Origin of the sequence: Pustulibacterium marinum (assembly GCF_900116665.1) — a bacterium.
Taxonomy (GTDB): domain Bacteria; phylum Bacteroidota; class Bacteroidia; order Flavobacteriales; family Flavobacteriaceae; genus Pustulibacterium; species Pustulibacterium marinum.
This window is the reverse complement of sequence record NZ_FPBK01000002.1, coordinates 237,540-253,871: the sequence shown is the minus strand read 5'-3', so window position 1 is coordinate 253,871 and position 16,332 is coordinate 237,540. Positions and strand designations below refer to the sequence as shown.

16 protein-coding genes are annotated in these 16,332 nt (G+C 37.5%); 7 read left to right on the top strand and 9 right to left on the bottom strand.

Annotated features, from left to right (window positions below; genetic code table 11):
* Position 1 precedes the first annotated feature (1 nt).
* Both BM383_RS05565 and BM383_RS05560 read left to right on the top strand, forming a co-directional pair.
* Positions 2 to 772 (top strand): anti-sigma factor, encoded by a 771-nt coding sequence (locus BM383_RS05565; RefSeq protein ID WP_093023857.1) that lies wholly within the window; start codon positions 2 to 4, stop codon positions 770 to 772.
* A 197-nt stretch (positions 773 to 969) separates the two neighbouring features.
* Positions 970 to 1,650, top strand: a complete 681-nt coding sequence (locus tag BM383_RS05560; protein WP_093023855.1) for an SIR2 family NAD-dependent protein deacylase — start codon at positions 970 to 972, stop codon at positions 1,648 to 1,650.
* On the opposite strand, the gene BM383_RS05555 is transcribed toward BM383_RS05560, so the two are convergent.
* Positions 1,639 to 2,874 carry a glycosyltransferase family 4 protein gene (locus BM383_RS05555; RefSeq protein WP_093023853.1) on the bottom strand — a complete coding sequence of 412 codons (1,236 nt, stop codon included), beginning with the start codon at positions 2,872 to 2,874 and terminating at the stop codon, positions 1,639 to 1,641. The genes BM383_RS05560 and BM383_RS05555 overlap by 12 nt on opposite strands.
* A gap of 8 nt (positions 2,875 to 2,882) precedes the next feature.
* The gene (locus BM383_RS05550; RefSeq protein WP_093023851.1) at positions 2,883 to 3,353 is read right to left on the bottom strand and encodes a heme-binding domain-containing protein; all 471 of its coding nucleotides are present in this window, start codon (positions 3,351 to 3,353) and stop codon (positions 2,883 to 2,885) included.
* 110 nt (positions 3,354 to 3,463) lie between these two features.
* Here BM383_RS05550 and BM383_RS05545 point away from each other — a divergent pair, with 110 nt between their 5' ends.
* The 3 genes from BM383_RS05545 to purB all read left to right on the top strand — a co-directional run bounded on the left by BM383_RS05545 (position 3,464) and on the right by purB (position 5,991).
* Positions 3,464 to 4,024 (top strand): hypothetical protein, encoded by a 561-nt coding sequence (locus BM383_RS05545; protein WP_093023849.1) that lies wholly within the window; start codon positions 3,464 to 3,466, stop codon positions 4,022 to 4,024.
* Positions 4,021 to 4,587 carry an NUDIX domain-containing protein gene (locus BM383_RS05540; protein WP_093023847.1) on the top strand — a complete coding sequence of 189 codons (567 nt, stop codon included), beginning with the start codon at positions 4,021 to 4,023 and terminating at the stop codon, positions 4,585 to 4,587. The genes BM383_RS05545 and BM383_RS05540 overlap by 4 nt, the downstream gene beginning before the upstream one ends.
* A 69-nt stretch (positions 4,588 to 4,656) precedes the next feature.
* The gene (gene purB / locus BM383_RS05535; RefSeq protein WP_093023845.1) at positions 4,657 to 5,991 is read left to right on the top strand and encodes an adenylosuccinate lyase; all 1,335 of its coding nucleotides are present in this window, start codon (positions 4,657 to 4,659) and stop codon (positions 5,989 to 5,991) included.
* A gap of 75 nt (positions 5,992 to 6,066) precedes the next feature.
* Here the strand turns inward: purB and BM383_RS05530 are convergent, their stop codons facing one another.
* The gene (locus BM383_RS05530; RefSeq protein ID WP_093023843.1) at positions 6,067 to 6,531 is read right to left on the bottom strand and encodes a hypothetical protein; all 465 of its coding nucleotides are present in this window, start codon (positions 6,529 to 6,531) and stop codon (positions 6,067 to 6,069) included.
* A 146-nt stretch (positions 6,532 to 6,677) separates the two neighbouring features.
* Between BM383_RS05530 and purL the strand changes: the two genes are divergently transcribed.
* Positions 6,678 to 10,337 carry a phosphoribosylformylglycinamidine synthase gene (gene purL / locus BM383_RS05525; protein ID WP_093023841.1) on the top strand — a complete coding sequence of 1,220 codons (3,660 nt, stop codon included), beginning with the start codon at positions 6,678 to 6,680 and terminating at the stop codon, positions 10,335 to 10,337.
* A gap of 49 nt (positions 10,338 to 10,386) precedes the next feature.
* On the opposite strand, the gene BM383_RS05520 is transcribed toward purL, so the two are convergent.
* Together BM383_RS05520 and BM383_RS05515 are read right to left on the bottom strand one after the other, a co-directional pair.
* On the bottom strand, positions 10,387 to 11,073 hold the full coding sequence (locus tag BM383_RS05520; RefSeq protein WP_093024070.1) for a TrmH family RNA methyltransferase: 687 nt from the start codon (positions 11,071 to 11,073) through the stop codon (positions 10,387 to 10,389).
* A 66-nt stretch (positions 11,074 to 11,139) separates the two neighbouring features.
* The gene (locus BM383_RS05515; protein WP_218157913.1) at positions 11,140 to 12,018 is read right to left on the bottom strand and encodes an SDR family oxidoreductase; all 879 of its coding nucleotides are present in this window, start codon (positions 12,016 to 12,018) and stop codon (positions 11,140 to 11,142) included.
* A 148-nt stretch (positions 12,019 to 12,166) separates the two neighbouring features.
* Here BM383_RS05515 and BM383_RS05510 point away from each other — a divergent pair, with 148 nt between their 5' ends.
* Positions 12,167 to 12,532, top strand: coding sequence for a winged helix-turn-helix transcriptional regulator (locus BM383_RS05510; RefSeq protein WP_093023836.1), 366 nt, complete (start codon positions 12,167 to 12,169; stop codon positions 12,530 to 12,532).
* On the opposite strand, the gene BM383_RS05505 is transcribed toward BM383_RS05510, so the two are convergent.
* The 4 genes from BM383_RS05505 to BM383_RS05490 all read right to left on the bottom strand — a co-directional run bounded on the left by BM383_RS05505 (position 12,533) and on the right by BM383_RS05490 (position 16,330).
* A complete protein-coding gene (locus BM383_RS05505) occupies positions 12,533 to 13,288 on the bottom strand; it encodes a LytR/AlgR family response regulator transcription factor (RefSeq protein WP_093023834.1) in 756 nt (251 codons plus the stop codon).
* Positions 13,289 to 13,355: 67 nt separating this feature from the next.
* Positions 13,356 to 14,279, bottom strand: a complete 924-nt coding sequence (locus BM383_RS18990; protein WP_093023832.1) for a glycoside hydrolase family 43 protein — start codon at positions 14,277 to 14,279, stop codon at positions 13,356 to 13,358.
* 6 nt (positions 14,280 to 14,285) lie between these two features.
* The gene (locus BM383_RS18985; protein WP_093023830.1) at positions 14,286 to 15,200 is read right to left on the bottom strand and encodes an alpha/beta hydrolase; all 915 of its coding nucleotides are present in this window, start codon (positions 15,198 to 15,200) and stop codon (positions 14,286 to 14,288) included.
* Between the two features lie 2 nt (positions 15,201 to 15,202).
* Positions 15,203 to 16,330, bottom strand: a complete 1,128-nt coding sequence (locus tag BM383_RS05490; protein ID WP_093023828.1) for a glycoside hydrolase family 88/105 protein — start codon at positions 16,328 to 16,330, stop codon at positions 15,203 to 15,205.
* Positions 16,331 to 16,332: the final 2 nt, after the last annotated feature.

Here is a 16,332-nt window from a genome sequence, read left to right as displayed (position 1 = left end):
TATGACGAAGGAAGAATTAATAGAATCAGGAAAATTAGAATTATATGTGTACGGTTCGCTCGCTCCAGACGAACAACAGGAAGTACACGAAATGATTTTGAAACATCCAGAAGTAAAAGAAGAAGTGGACGCTATAGAAAATGCACTATACCGCCTTTCTACGTATACCTCTCCATATTTGAGTGCCCGAAATTACGAAAGAATCAAAACGGCGCTAAACATTGGAGGTGGTCGTGTGGTAAATATGCGAACCAATAAAATCATAACTTTTATTGGCTATGCTGCCGCAGTTCTATTGTTGGTTGGTATTTTTAGTATCTATTCAAAATACAATAACCTACAAGAAAGTTTTCAAGTAGTAAGTTCTGAAAAACGAGCCATGGAAACCGACATGGAAAAATCAAAACTTGAAAATGCTGTTTTTGAAGAATTACGTGAAGGTAATTTTACCAGAGTAACACTTGCAGGGCAAACGGCAGCACCAACATCGGTTGCCAATGTATATTGGGATAAAGAATCTAATAGCGTAATGATAGACGGTAAAGGTTTACCAGAGCCACCAGAAGGAAAAGTATATCAAGTGTGGTCTTTAACCATGGATCCTTTAACCCCAACAAGTATTGGTCTGTTAGACAACTTTGATGAAAATGATATGAAAATGTTTAGAGTTGCCAACGTAACTACAGCCGATGCCTTTGGTATCACTTTAGAACCTGCCGGTGGTAGTGAATCTCCAACCATGGAGCAATTATATACGCTGGGTAAAGTTTAGAAATAACTAAAATCATATAAAAAGGGCTGCAGAATTGCAGCCCTTTCTTTGTTCTGACCCACTTATCTATCTACTGTAGAAAATTCAAAAACCTAACCTAAAACTATATGAAAATGGTAAAGTCAGAACATATATGTAGAGCAGTTTTCTCTATATACGAAGTTTGTGTATATTAGGTTTTCAAAGAATTAAAAAAAATGAAAATTGTTGTATTAACCGGTGCAGGAGTAAGTGCCGAAAGTGGACTAAAAACTTTTAGAGATTCTGGTGGACTATGGGAAGGACATGATGTTAAGGAGGTAGCATCACCAGAAGGTTTTGCTAAAAACCCGGAACTTGTGCTAAGTTTTTATAACGAAAGAAGAAAACAATTGGTAAATGCGTTACCTAACGAAGCTCACAAACAATTGGCTAAGCTCGAAGAAAAACATGAAGTAGTTATTATTACTCAAAATGTAGACGATTTGCACGAGCGTGCAGGAAGTTCCAAAGTAATTCATTTGCATGGCGAACTGTTCAAAATAAGAAGTTCGGGAAATGAAAATGACGTTAGAGAGTGGACCAAAGATATTGCGGTGGGAGACCTTTGTGAAGCCGGTTATCAACTGCGACCACATATTGTTTGGTTTGGTGAAGCCGTTCCGCTGCTAGAAGATGCAGTAGACGAAATTAGCAATGCAGATGCTGTTATGATTATTGGCACTTCCATGCAAGTTTATCCTGCGGCTAGTCTCATTCATTATGCACCAAAAAAGACTCCCGTATATTTTGTGGATCCCAATCCAAGCTTGGGAGAAAGCAATAGAAAAAATTTAAAAGTGTATGCTGAAAAAGCTTCCTCGGGAGTGAGCAAAGTTGTTGATCTTTTAATGAGCTGAAGCATTTTTTGCTTCGATCCAGCGACTCATAAACTTGGTACTTTGCAATGTATGATGCATTAACATAGAACCGGTAAAATTATCCAAACGATGTTGTTCTAAATTAGTTTGAAGCATTTCAATCATATCTGAAAATGCCGTTTGAAATTGTTTCTTTTGAAATCGATTTGCTAATACCCGAAATCCGTTTTCCTGAGCTTGTTTCCACACAGTTTCATCTGTATACAATTGAATCGCCTTTTCAGCAAATTCAGACGGAGTCTTTGCTACAAAACCATTGGGTTGTTCATTGCCAAACATTCCTTCTGCAGCAATTGGCGTCATTACTGCCGGAGTACCATTGAGCATGGCATCAAACAATTTTCCTTTGAGTCCAGCACCAAAACGAAGTGCTGCTAAACAAACTTTGGAATTCGACATCACCTCATCTACATTATCAGCAAAACCCTTGATTAAAAATTTATCTTTTTCATTGTGTTGTTGCTGTACTTTTTGACTTTTGTAGGCTCCAAACACATGCATTTCTGCTTTTGGTAGTTGTTGTTTGATCAAAGGCCAAATTTCAGCTTTAAGATATTGTACTCCATCAAAATTAGGCTGATGTAAAAAATTTCCAATCGTCATAAAGTGTTGTCGGTCTTCAAACTTTGGAATATGATTTCGTTGTGTTTCTGCCAATAAAAAAGGCAAATACATCAATAATTCTTTCGGAAACTTGAATGTTTCTTGCAACAATTCCATTTCAAATTCAGAGATCATCAAACTTAAATCACACCGATACATACTAGCAATTTCCCGCTTAGCGTGATCGTTAAATAAATATTTTTTAGAAAATTCCTCTTCTCGTTTCAAAGCCTCTTCTCTACCCTTTCTCAGCGAATGCAAGTCTTCGGTGTCAAGTACACGCAAAGCATCCGGACAATTTTCTGCTACGCGCCAACCAAACTGTTCTTCGGTCATAAACCTATCAAACAACACCACGTTTGGATTCAAGGCTTTTACAAAAACATCAAAACTAGCATCGTTCAGGGCAATTGATTCCGAATGGATTCCGAATGTTGCTAAATCTATGGCATTGGCCGTTTTGGCACAACTACTCGCAAAAGTTACCTGGTACTTATTTTCTAAAAACAGTTCAATCAACTGCATCATTCGGCTACCTGCGGCAGAACTATTCGGTTCCGGCCATACAAAACCAATGATCAAAAGTTTTTTTATTTCCATTTACAATTTTAATGTGCGCGCTCTTGCTGCAATTCCGTCATCCCTAAAGCCCTGTCTAAATATTCGGTAAGTGTTGTAATTTCTTCATTACTCATCGCAGCTTCTTCGTGCATTGAAATGTATGAGGTCATAGGCATTTTTCTATGCTCAACCTCTTCAATAATTTCATCTAAAGCATGTGCTTTTTGACGTATATTATATTTTCCCCACTCAGAAAAGTTCAAATGTTTTTTTCCATCATTCACATGACTTGCTAAAAAATAGGATACCGGCGCTATTTTGTTGTACCAAGGATACTTTGTGTTGTTGGAATGGCAATCGTAGCAAGATGTTTGAAGAATTTGAGCTACTTCTTCTGGCGGATTGTTCATCATTATAAAATCAGTAGTAGGAGTGATTTCTGAAATGTTCTTTTCTGGCTGAAAAAATTGCATCAGAATAAAAACAATGAGAAGAACAAGCAGAATTTTCTTAAACATCTTAAAGTATTTATAATTATTTGCTGTAAATTTAGAGAAATCAAATAGGATAGTTTTTTAATTTTCACTTAAAATATGAATTTCTTTTCATCTAAAGAATACTATATGTCATGAACCTGAAAGAAGAATTGGAGAAAGCCACTCGACAAGAAGCACGAAAATTTCGTTTTGAAAGAGACATTGTCAAAAGTAGACCTTTACAAAGAGAGCTCATACAACTTTGCTTTGACGATGACCAAGAAATGTCTGTAAAGGCCTGCTGGTTGTTTGAATCTGTTTATTTACATCGAGTTAGGATTTTTCCTTATATCTTCCCTACGCTAGTAGAAAATGTACACCGTTTGAAACACGACAGCGCCAAACGTCCCATGTTGAGAGTTCTCTACAATTTCTTGGAAAGAACCAGGTTTCCAATTGCTTTTGGCTATCCTTTCAGATCTATCATCACTCCAGAAAAGAAAGAAAAAATCATAGAAGTTTGTTTTGACTGGCTTATTGGAAATGAAAAAGTAGCCATTAAAGCATATGCTATGCGAATTTTAGAATTAATTGGCAAAGACAGTGATTGGGTGTATCCTGAATTAACCTTAATTTTACAGGAAAATATGGAGAAACATTCGGCCGCTTACAAAGCTGCTGCCAAAGATGTTCTCAAAAAAATGCGTAGATGAAATTCAATATAGAAAAGGAAGAATTGGTCTTTAATGACTTTTTTCAAATTACCAAAGCCACAATAACTCACGATTCTTTTCAACCAGAAAAAGATATCAAAGCCACAAGGTTATCGCTCAACAAAGGAAATGCCGTTGGAATACTTATATACGAAAAGGATAGCGACTCCTTTTTGCTCACAAAACAGTTTAGATATCCAACTTCTCAGAACGGACATCCATGGATGACCGAAATTCCGGCTGGAATGGTAGACGAAGGCGAATCTCCCGAAACCACCGCCAAAAGAGAAACCATGGAAGAGTTAGGGTACTCTATCAAAGAATTAACACATATAGGAACCTACTATTCGTCCCCGGGAACGCAAACCGAATATGTGTATATGTATTATGCTGAAGTTACTTCGGAAGATAAAGTAAAACAAGGTGGTGGATTGGACAATGAGTCTGAAGACATTCAATTGATCAAATTACCATCGGAAGAAATAAAAACATTTCTACCCAAAATCAACGACTTTAAAACTATGGTTGCCTTTCAATGGTATTTGCTACATAAAGCACTGTAGAAAACCCTTTTATATTTAGCCAGATACATTATCTTTGCACCTTTATTAAAAACAACACATCAAAAAAACATGTCTTTACAAGCTATTTCACCCATCGACGGACGTTATGCCGGGAAAACAAAAGCCTTAAGCGCTTACTTTTCGGAAGAAGCTTTAATCAAATATAGAGTACAAGTTGAAATTGAATATTTCATAGCACTTTGCGAATTACCTTTACCACAATTAACAGGTGTAGACTCGGCTCTTTTTAGTGAACTACGAAAAATTTATACCGATTTTTCTACCGCAGATGCTGAATCTGTAAAAGAAATTGAAAGCGTAACCAACCACGATGTGAAAGCGGTTGAATATTTCATCAAGAAAAAATTTGACGCACTAGGTTTAGAAGCTTATAAAGAATTTATCCACTTTGGATTAACCTCGCAAGACATTAACAATACAGCTATTCCGCTTTCTGTAAAAGAAGCTTTTGAAGCTGTTTATGTTCCAGAATTAAAAGAAGTAACCAACAGATTGGAAGCGCTGGCTCAAGATTGGGATCACATTTCTATGTTGGCAAGAACACACGGACAACCAGCTTCTCCTACTCGTTTAGGAAAAGAGATTGAAGTGTTTGTAAAACGTATTGAAGAGCAATTTAACTTTTTACGTAAAATTCCGTTTGCTGCTAAATTTGGTGGTGCAACCGGAAACTACAATGCGCACAAAGTTGCGTATCCTGATACCGATTGGAAAGCTTTTGGAACTGACTTTGTTGAAAACAAATTAGGCCTATACCACTCGTTCCCAACAACACAGATTGAACATTACGACCATATTGCTTCTTTGTTTGATGCCTTAAAAAGAATCAACACTATTTTGATTGATCTAGACCGAGATATCTGGACGTATATTTCTATGGATTACTTCAAGCAAAAGATCAAAGCTGGCGAAGTAGGTTCATCTGCAATGCCACACAAAGTAAATCCAATCGATTTTGAAAATTCGGAAGGAAACTTAGGAATGGCAAATGCTATTTTTGAATTTTTAGCAGGAAAATTACCAATCTCTCGTTTGCAACGCGATTTAACAGACAGTACTGTTTTGCGTAATGTAGGCGTACCGTTTGGACATACTATTATTGGTTTACAATCTACTTTGAAAGGATTGAACAAATTGTTATTGAACGAAGCTAAATTTGCTGAAGACCTAGAAAACAACTGGGCTGTAGTAGCAGAAGCTATTCAAACAATTCTTCGTAGAGAGGCCTATCCAAATCCGTATGAAGCGTTGAAAGGATTGACCAGAACCAACGAAAAAATCACCAAAGATTCTATTGCTGCGTTTATTGATACGTTAGAAGTTAGCGAAACTATCAAAACAGAATTAAAAGCAATTTCTCCTTCAAACTACACAGGAATTTAATTGCTAATACTCATAATTTAAAAAAGCCTTGAAAATGAATTTTCAAGGCTTTTTTGTTTACCATTATTTATTCTTTTATTTCTTCAAGATCAAATCGGCTTTATCGATTTTAAGAGTAAAATTGGGAGAGGACATCAAAGCTGCTCTAAACAAATAATTACCATCTTCTTCCACTTCGTAAGAACCTATTTCTTTTGTCAATTTTCTATAGATGGTATCACTTACAGAAGATTTTACAGCTTCTACAAACTCGGCCTCTTCAATTGCCTCTAAACGAATGATTCCCTTACTTTCTTCTCCATTTTTAATTTCTACAAGATAACCAAGCACTAACTCATCTTTATAATGTACATCCAAATCGGTATAAAAAATCACTTCTTCTCCTTTCTTAAGATCAAGATGTGTTTCTTCAGTTTTAAAACCTTGTCTGCTAATTTCCTTTATAGGCAAACGGGCCAATTCTTTCAATTCATTTTCTTTCCCACACCCTGCAAGGAATAGCAATAACATTATGGTAAAAAATTTGTTGAGATAAGTCATTATCGATTAGTTTTTATACGTCTAAACTACATTAAAAAATTCAAATCTCACCCCTAGAAAGCATTGAAAAAAATATCCTTAACAATTCCATAAAAAAGAGTATTTTTGCATTTTGCTAAAACATACAACACACAAACTTTATTTTTATGATAGTTTTCTTCGGAAATCCTGAAAAAAAGGTATTTGCAGTCCAGACGGACAAGGCATTTTCACAAGAAGATATTGCAAAACTTACCTGGTTGTTCGGCAACCAACCACAAATTAGCGCGGCGTCTATAGACGCTTTTTTTGTTGGGCCACGTGCTGCAATGATTACTCCATGGAGTACCAATGCGGTTGAGATTACTCAAAACATGGCGCTAGAAGGTATTATTCGTATTGAAGAATTTGAAGCAGTTGCTGAAGATACTACCGATTACGACCCAATGCTTTCTCAAAAATACAAGCAACTGAATCAAGATATTTACACCATCAACATTCAGCCAGAAGCTATCAAAGAAATTGAAGACATTGCAACCTATAACGAAGCTGAAGGTTTGGCCTTAAGCGAAGAAGAAGTAGTGTACCTTGACGGACTTGCTAAGAAATTAGGAAGAAAACTAACCGATTCTGAAGTGTATGGTTTTGCACAGATCAACTCAGAACACTGTCGTCACAAAATCTTCAACGGAACTTTTGTGATTGATGGCGAAGAAAAACCTTCTTCTTTGTTCAAAATGATCAAGAAAACATCTGAAGAAAACCCGAACGGTATTGTTTCGGCTTATAAAGATAATGTTGCCTTTGTAAAAGGACCCAAAGCGGTTCAATTTGCTCCTAAAACAGCAGACAAACCAGATTTCTATATCGAAAAAGAATTTCAATCGACCATTTCCTTAAAAGCGGAAACGCACAACTTCCCCACTACTGTAGAGCCATTTAACGGTGCTGCAACAGGTTCAGGAGGAGAAATTCGTGACCGTTTGGCGGGTGGACAAGGATCGTTACCACTAGCAGGTACTGCGGTGTACATGACCTCATATTCTCGTTTAAGTGAAAACCGTCCGTGGGAAAACGGAATGGCAGAACGCAAATGGTTGTACCAAACCCCACTAGATATTTTGATCAAAGCGTCTAACGGAGCTTCAGACTTCGGAAACAAATTTGGTCAGCCTTTAATCACCGGTTCTTTATTAACCTTTGAGCACGAAGAAGATGCTCGTAAATTAGGGTTTGATAAAGTAATTATGATGGCCGGTGGTGTTGGTTATGGTAAAGAAGAACAAGCCTTAAAACACATTCCTGAAGCCGGTGATGACATCGTAATTTTAGGAGGTGAAAACTATAGAATTGGTATGGGTGGTGCTGCTGTATCATCGGCAGATACTGGTGAATTTAGCAGTGGTATTGAGCTAAACGCAGTACAACGTAGCAACCCAGAAATGCAAAAACGTGCTGCCAATGCCGTAAGAGGTATGGTAGAAAGTGATGTAAACCCTATTGTTTCTATTCACGATCACGGTGCAGGTGGACACTTAAACTGTCTATCGGAATTGGTAGAAGAAACCGGAGGTAAAATTGATTTAGATAAATTACCTGTAGGAGACCCTACCCTATCTGCCAAAGAAATTATTGGTAACGAATCTCAGGAACGTATGGGATTGGTTATTGGTAAAAAAGATACCGAAACTTTACAACGTATTGCAGAGCGCGAGCGTTCGCCAATGTATGTTGTAGGGGAAGTTACCAACGATGAGCGTTTCACTTTTGAATCGGCTACCAATGGTGACAAACCAATGGATTTAGCACTTTCTGACATGTTTGGAAGTTCGCCTAAAACCATTATGAACGATACTAAAGTTGACAGAAAATACAAAGACTTAAACTATACCGCTAGCGAAATTCCAACCTACGTAAATCAATTATTACGTTTGGAAGCCGTAGCGTGTAAAGACTGGTTAACCAACAAAGTAGACCGTTGTGTGGGTGGTCGTGTGGCGAAGCAACAATGTGCCGGGCCTTTACAGTTACCACTAAACAACGTTGGGGTAATGGCTTTAGACTTTAAAGGAAAAGAAGGTATTGCTACTACCGTTGGGCACTCGCCTGTTTCTGCGATTATTGACCCTATTGCAGGAAGTAGAAACAGTATTGCGGAAGCGTTGACCAACATTATCTGGGCTCCTATCAAAGATAAAATGGCAGGAATCTCCTTGTCTGCAAACTGGATGTGGCCTTGTAAAAATGAAGGTGAAGATGCACGTTTGTACGATGCTGTAGAAGCTTGTTCTAACTTCGCTATTGAATTGGGCATCAACATCCCAACCGGAAAAGATTCGCTTTCTATGAAGCAGAAATATCCGAATGAGGAAGTGATTGCTCCGGGAACTGTAATTATTTCTACCGTTGGTAACTGTACCGATATTAACAAAGTGGTAGAGCCGGTTTTCAAAAAAGATGGCGGACATGTGTATTACATCAACCTTTCTGGTGACGGATTGAAATTAGGCGGTAGTTCTTTCGGACAAATTATTAACGCGATTGGTAACGAAGCACCAACGATTACTGATGCTGCCGAATTCAAGAAAACATTCAATACCATTCAAGGGTTGATCGAAGAAGGTAAAATTGTTGCCGGACACGATGTAGCTTCAGGTGGATTGATCACTACCTTATTAGAAATGTGTTTTGCAGATGTAAACGTAGCTGCAAACATTGATTTACTTCCATTAGGACAACCTGATACGGTAAAAGCAATGTTCAACGAAAATGCAGGTATTGTTTTCCAGGCTGATAAAGCCATCGAGCAAACATTGATTGAAAACGAAATTCGTTTCTACCAAATTGGTGATGTGGTGGAAGGTACTACCTTCAGCATCAAAAATGGTGAAGAAGCCTTTGAATTCAGTATTCCTGAATTGAGAGATACTTGGTTTGAAACTTCGTATTTCTTCGATCAAAAACAAACAGCAAACAATACAGCAACTGCTCGTTTTGACAATTATAAACACCAAGCATTAAACTATACCTTCCCTAGTCATTTCACCGGAAAACTTCCTGAAATTGCTACCGGAACTGCTAAACCAAAAGCGGCTATCATTCGTGAAAAAGGAAGTAATTCCGAACGCGAAATGGCACACGCTATGTATTTAGCTGGTTTTGATGTAAAAGATGTTCACATGACCGATTTAATTTCGGGTCGTGAAACCTTAGAAGACATTCAGTTTATTGGTGCTGTTGGTGGTTTTAGTAATTCAGATGTGTTGGGTTCTGCCAAAGGTTGGGCCGGAGCATTTATGTATAACGAAAAAGCAAAAACCGCTTTAGAGAATTTCTTCAAAAGAGAAGACACACTTTCTGTTGGTATTTGTAACGGATGCCAGTTGTTTATGGAATTGGAATTGATCAATCCAGAACACGAAGAGCACGGTAAAATGGTACATAACGATAGCCACAAACACGAAAGTAACTTTACGTCTGTAAAAGTTCAGGAGAACAATTCGGTAATGCTTTCTACGTTGGCTGGGACTACTTTAGGAGTTTGGATTAGTCATGGTGAAGGAAAATTCAATTTACCATACGGCGAAGACCAATACAATGTAGTGGCCAAATATGGTTATGAAGGTTACCCTGCCAACCCTAACGGATCTGACTTTAATACCGCTATGTTGTGCGATGCTACAGGTCGCCATTTGGTAACCATGCCACATATTGAGCGTTCTATTTTCCAATGGAACTGGGCTTACTACCCAGACGGTAGAAAAGATGAAGTTTCGCCTTGGTTAGAAGCATTCACCAATGCCAGAAAATGGTTAGAAAACAAATAATTTTCTTAACTAGATACTATACAAAAGCCACTCAATAGAGTGGCTTTTTTTATGAATATAATTCATGGTAACGCTGCATTACATCTTCTATACTTCTAATGGATTTTTGCGCCCAATCAATTTGTTTGGTTAGCAATTCGGCTTCGGACAATTGCCAGGCTACGTTTGAGTTTTTTAATTTTTGAGTCACGGCATGCAAAATAATGGCCACACTTACCGAAATATTCAAACTCTCTGTAAACCCAACCATTGGAATTTTTAAAAAGCCATCGGCTTGTTGCAACACTTCTTCCGAAAGTCCTTTGCGCTCCGTACCAAAGAAAAAAGCACTTTTTTGGGTGACATCAAAATCGTTTAACAAACAAGAATCGTTGTGTGGCGTGGTGGCAATAATTTGATAACCTTGGGCTCTTAACGCATCTATGCAATCCTGGTTATTTTGATACCGAAACGTATCTACCCATTTTTCGGCACCCATGGCAATATTTTTGTCTAAACGTTTCCCAAATTTTTCTTCTATCAAATGCGCTTGTTGAATGCCAAACACATCGCAACTACGCACCACCGCACTGGCATTGTGCGCCTGAAAAATATCTTCGGTAGCTACTGTAAAATGATTGGTTCTATGTTGTAAAATATCGTTGAAACGCTGAAAACGTTCTTCGGTAATAAAGTCTAACAAGTAGTTTAATAAATGGTGCTGATCCACTTTTCTAAAATTTCCGGAAAGATACATAAATGAAAAAATCCGTTCCAAACTTAATTGCAAACGGATTTTTGATTCTTGTAAAATTTTCAATGCTTATGCTTCCTGCAAATCGTAAGCTCCTTTCAAAAATGTAGATAACGAGATTAATTCGTGACCTAAAATATCTTTTAAATCGTTGGTAGCACCGTCAAACTCTCCTGCGGCAATTCCAACACTAAAACCAACAGTAATATCTATCGCTTCTTTTGGAACGCCAGCTTCTGAAAGCGTTTTGATAAAATCTTCTGTAGACGGACTCACGTATGCAATTTCTTTTCCAGACAAACCAGAAAGCACTTTGGCTACATCATCCATGCCTAAACTCAGTTCGCCACCAAATTCATATTCTTTATTTTCATGTCCGTTTGTTGACAAAATAATGGCGCCACCTTGTGCCATATCAACTCTGGAAGCATACGAAACTTTACCATCATCGGTTGGTAAATACACAGCGCCCATGTCTATCACTTTATCTCCCAAGAATAACGGAATCACCTCCATGTACAACGCATGTTTTAAAATGGTATACGGTATTCCGGAAGCTTTGATAATTTCTTCGGTATGAATATGCGACTCGGCAACAAAACCAATAATAGAATCTTTCTTGTTGGTTTTACGCTGAAAACTAGTATAAACAATATGGCCAACCTTAGCTTCTTTGGCTGCGTTTACCACATTTTCATGTTGCGCAATTCTATTTGGAATATCGCTACTTGAAACAAAATACAATTTGTTAATTCCGTCAAAAGCCTTTACTAAAGATTCATAATCATTGTAATCACCTTGACGAATTTCAATACCTTTTTCCTTGAATTCGGCGACTTTACTAGTATCTCTAGACAATACCGCAATTTCTGAATCCTCTACACGGTTGAGTAATTCATTTACTACTTGGGCTCCTAAACTACCGCTCGCACCTGTAACTAATATCATAACAATTTAAATTTTTATAATTAATAAAATATATTTACTTACTTTTGGTAAGTCAAAGGTAAATAGTTAGTGTAGAAAAAACAAGAACGAACGACGCCGAAAGCTACTTACCAAAAAGTTAGTTATATTGAAAATCAAAGAATTAAAAATGAAAAAAGAAGTAATTTTTACTGATATTTTGAATTGTCCGGTAAGAAATGTACTGGATAGAATTGGAGATAAATGGTCTTTGCTCATTCTAATGGTGCTAAACCAAAATGAAGTATTACGTTTTAACGAAATTCACCAAGCAATTGGAGATATCTCTCAAAAAATGTTGTCGGTATCTTTAAAAAATCTGGAAGCAGATGGTTTGGTAAACCGAAAAGTATATCCTCAAATTCCGCCAAAAGTGGAATATAAACTTACAGATTTAGGTAAAAGTTTGCTACCCCATGTAGATGCTTTGGCAGGTTGGAGCAACCAAAATATGCAAACTATTTTGGCAAACCGAGCGAGTTATCAAAAAAGTTAATTAAAGCGAATTGTTACTGATAAACTCAAGGAATTTTGGTTTGTACGCTTCGGAAACGGTAATTCTTTGATTGTTAATCACAATTTGGCTACGTTCTACTACATCTATATTTTTGAGTGAAACAATGAACGATCTGTGTACGCGCATAAAATCAGTTTCCGGTAATTCCTCTTCTAATGATTTTAAACTCATTAAGGTAAGAATAGGCTTAGATTCGTTTTTCAACCAGATTTTAATATAGTCTTTTAAGCCTTCAAAATACAATACATCATCAAGCTTTATGCGCAGTTGTTTGTATTCTGATTTTACGAAAAGAAATTCTTTTTCCTTCTTCTCCTCTACTGTTTCCATTGAAATTTTTGTGGTTTCTGAAGTTGAATGTTCACTTTTTTTCACCAAAGAAAACCAATCTCTTGCCTTGTTCGCTGCCGTTAAGAATTCAGCATAATCAAAAGGTTTCAACAAATAATCTAGCGCTTCTACACGAAAACCATCTATAGCGTACTCATCAAAAGCCGTTGTAAACACTACGCGTGTATGTTTTGGTAACATTTTTGAAAATTCAATTCCTGTAAGATCGGGCATTTGAATATCTAAAAATAAGAGATCAACAGGCTCTTCTTGAATGGCTTGCATCGCCTCAATAGCACTGCTAAACTTATTTTTAAGCGTTAAAAAAGGAGTTTTCTCAACATAACTTTCAACCAGGCTCAACGCCATTGGTTCATCATCTATAATTGCGCAGGTTATTGTCATTTGTATCTTCTTGAAGCGAAGGATAAATATAGAAATTTCTAAAAAAGTAACCTAATTGTGAATACGGCTATAAGTTTTCCTGCAAGGCCTCAAATTCTTCTTTGGTCACTTTAAATACCGTTCCATGACGCAATCCTGACGGAAATTGAATTTCATCAGAAATATCATCCCAATGTTTGAGATCTTTAGAAGTTACAGCGCCATATTTGTGATCTCTGTATTTATCAAAATATACGATATATGATCCATCAATTGCTACCGCAGTAGGCCCTTCTGCCCAATAATTTCCAGTAATAGGCTCGCTCGCCTCTGAATACGGACCAGTTAAAGCATCAGCATATGCAATTTTAATGTTCTTTGCTACCGGCTCTCTCGTTTCATCTTTTAAAAACATGATAAACTTATCTCCCTTTTTTTGAATGGTGGCATCTATCACATTAAACCCTGGCTCATATAATAATTTGGTTGGCGTATAATTGATGAAATCTTTTGTGGTTGTGTAATACATTCTATGGTTGTATGCGTTTTCCATTTCCGATTGCGTTTCAGGAAACTTCCCCGGAATCGTAGTGGCCCAATAGATCATATATTCCTTTGATTTTTCATCATAAGTAATTTCTGGAGCCCAACAATTACGAGCTGTTTTTTCATCATGCATTACAAAAAGTAATCTTTGTCCTGACCAATGAATTAAATCGTCTGACGAAGCATATCCTATACCACGTTCTGTCCAACCCGTTGTCCAAACCATATGAAACTTTCCATCGCCACCGCGAATAATACACGGATCGCGCATGAGTTTTTGTTCTCCTATTTTGGGTTCTAGAATTGCTTTGTCATCATGCAATGCTTTCCAGTGCAAAGCATCTTCGCTATATGCCAAGTGCAAACCATCTTCTCCATTTCCTTTGAAATAGCTAAACAGATATACATCTTGAGCATGTGCAAAAAGTGCAAATAAACTACAGAACAAAAACAACTTCTTTTTCATCATATCTTATTTTAAAATTTTATGTAATTGAAACCATTTCAACAAAGCTTCCGGCCATTGATTGTTGGTTACTTGTCTTCCTAAACCAAAACCATGTCCGCCATTCTCGTACAAGTGCATTTCTGCTTTGACACCATGTGCTTTTAATGCTTTTAAGTAGTTGATGCTATTTTCTACTGGGACTCCGGAATCGTCTACCGCATGCACCAAAAACGTAGGCGGTGTGTTGGCAGTTACCTGAGTTTCGTTAGAAAAATGGGTAACTGTTTTTTTTGAAGGCTTTTTGCCCAATAAATGATCTTTAGAACCTTGATGTGTAATGCCTTCTTGCATACTGATCACCGGATAGATCAATATAGAAAAATCGGGTCTGGCGCTTACTTTGTATGCTGAAGTATACACCTCTTCATCAAAATGCGTTGATAAGGTAGCAGCTAAATGTCCGCCTGCGGAAAACCCTAAGATTCCTATTTTAGATGGATCGAGATGATATTTTTCAGCATTAGCACGAATTATTCTGATAGCTTCCTGCGCATCTTGCAAAGGACCAACAGCAGGATTCTCCATAATACTGGCATCGGGTAATCTATATTTCACTACAAAGGCTGAAATTCCTTGTGTATTTAACCATTGTGCTACTTTATATCCTTCTTTGTTAATGGATAAATGACTGTAGCCACCGCCGGGAAAAATAATCACAGCGGTTTGTTGCGGATTTTCCTTGGCCAAAAAAACACTGATGGTAGGTTCTGTCACCTTACTCACGCCACGTATTTCTCCGTCTTTAAATTGTTGTTCTTCCTGATAGTTTGGATTGCTAATGCTTCCCGGAATATGATCTTTCCAGATAGCAATTTCTGCATCTTGTGCATTGAGCAAACCACTCACTAACAGCCAAACCAACAAACTTATTCTATACATCTTTATTTGGTTTCGATACGATATACTTCAGTTCCTGCTAATAAAAAGCATCCTAATCCGTAGTCTTCAAAATCTGGAGTTTTGTCATAAGCCAACGGCTGACCATCTTTAGGCTCTTTTCCGGTAGATTGTACCCAACCTAAAAATCCGTTTTCGTGAACCCCTTTTTCAACCATAGCATTCCATGCTTTTTCAATCACAGGAAGATAGGTTTTTCTATCGAGAATTCCATTGTTTACGCCATAAGCCATTCCGTATACAAACAAAGCAGTACCCGAAAGTTCTTTGCCTCCAAAATGCTTGGGATCGTGTAAACTCACATTCCAAAATCCATCTTTACGTTGCACTTTTACCAAGGCTTCCGCCATTAATTTCAAATCGCTTTTGTATTGCTCTTCTCCAATAGTTCCTTCCGGAATAATCGCCAACACCTTAGCTAACGCAGCAATTACCCAACCATTTCCACGGCTCCAATACGAATCTTCTCCGTTAGGTTCTGTGTATGGCGGATCGAAATCTGCATCGCGCCACCATAAGCCCTCGACTTCATGAAACAATCCGTGTCCACCAATTTCGTTACGAGTTTCCATGTACATATCGTACATTTTCTGAAAGTAGCGATCATCGTTTTCTAAAACACCCATTTTAGCAAACACCGGCATTCCCATTTGTATGGCATCAATCCAATCCCAATCGGCATCTTCCGGTGTATGTAAGAACTTTTGCATACAAGCTCTTGTGTTTTTTAATTTCTCTGGATTTGGTTGTAAATTGTATAAATCTATATAAGTTTGAGCTGCACAATAATCATCGGCATTTCTGGTTTCATTACCACTACGGAATCCCCATTGGTGAAAATCGGCCCAATCTAACGCATATTTGTAATACACATCTCTTGGCATAATTTCGTGCAAAGCCATCAAACCTTCATAATACACACCGCGTGTCCAGATATTGCTGGGACGTTCTTTGTTGGTGATGATGGTTTTGCCCACATCGGGCCACTTTTTCATAAAATATCCATTGGTGGTTTCCAGGGTTTTCAAAACTTCCTCACGGTTGATAGCTTCTTGCGCCGTGACACTTGCTGCACTCAAAGCAGCCAAACAAAATGCATATATTTTTTTCATAG

What these genes read in the sequence shown, in the direction of transcription:
- BM383_RS05565 (WP_093023857.1), top strand. Translation starts at nt 2, where the DNA reads ATGACGAAGGAAGAATTAATAGAATCAGGAAAATTAGAATTATATGTG.
- BM383_RS05560 (WP_093023855.1), top strand. Translation starts at nt 970, where the DNA reads ATGAAAATTGTTGTATTAACCGGTGCAGGAGTAAGTGCCGAAAGTGGA.
- BM383_RS05555 (WP_093023853.1), bottom strand. Translation starts at nt 2,874, where the DNA reads ATGGAAATAAAAAAACTTTTGATCATTGGTTTTGTATGGCCGGAACCG.
- BM383_RS05550 (WP_093023851.1), bottom strand. Translation starts at nt 3,353, where the DNA reads ATGTTTAAGAAAATTCTGCTTGTTCTTCTCATTGTTTTTATTCTGATG.
- BM383_RS05545 (WP_093023849.1), top strand. Translation starts at nt 3,464, where the DNA reads ATGAACCTGAAAGAAGAATTGGAGAAAGCCACTCGACAAGAAGCACGA.
- BM383_RS05540 (WP_093023847.1), top strand. Translation starts at nt 4,021, where the DNA reads ATGAAATTCAATATAGAAAAGGAAGAATTGGTCTTTAATGACTTTTTT.
- purB (WP_093023845.1), top strand. Translation starts at nt 4,657, where the DNA reads ATGTCTTTACAAGCTATTTCACCCATCGACGGACGTTATGCCGGGAAA.
- BM383_RS05530 (WP_093023843.1), bottom strand. Translation starts at nt 6,531, where the DNA reads ATGACTTATCTCAACAAATTTTTTACCATAATGTTATTGCTATTCCTT.
- purL (WP_093023841.1), top strand. Translation starts at nt 6,678, where the DNA reads ATGATAGTTTTCTTCGGAAATCCTGAAAAAAAGGTATTTGCAGTCCAG.
- BM383_RS05520 (WP_093024070.1), bottom strand. Translation starts at nt 11,073, where the DNA reads ATGTATCTTTCCGGAAATTTTAGAAAAGTGGATCAGCACCATTTATTA.
- BM383_RS05515 (WP_218157913.1), bottom strand. Translation starts at nt 12,018, where the DNA reads ATGATATTAGTTACAGGTGCGAGCGGTAGTTTAGGAGCCCAAGTAGTA.
- BM383_RS05510 (WP_093023836.1), top strand. Translation starts at nt 12,167, where the DNA reads ATGAAAAAAGAAGTAATTTTTACTGATATTTTGAATTGTCCGGTAAGA.
- BM383_RS05505 (WP_093023834.1), bottom strand. Translation starts at nt 13,288, where the DNA reads ATGACAATAACCTGCGCAATTATAGATGATGAACCAATGGCGTTGAGC.
- BM383_RS18990 (WP_093023832.1), bottom strand. Translation starts at nt 14,279, where the DNA reads ATGAAAAAGAAGTTGTTTTTGTTCTGTAGTTTATTTGCACTTTTTGCA.
- BM383_RS18985 (WP_093023830.1), bottom strand. Translation starts at nt 15,200, where the DNA reads ATGTATAGAATAAGTTTGTTGGTTTGGCTGTTAGTGAGTGGTTTGCTC.
- BM383_RS05490 (WP_093023828.1), bottom strand. Translation starts at nt 16,330, where the DNA reads ATGAAAAAAATATATGCATTTTGTTTGGCTGCTTTGAGTGCAGCAAGT.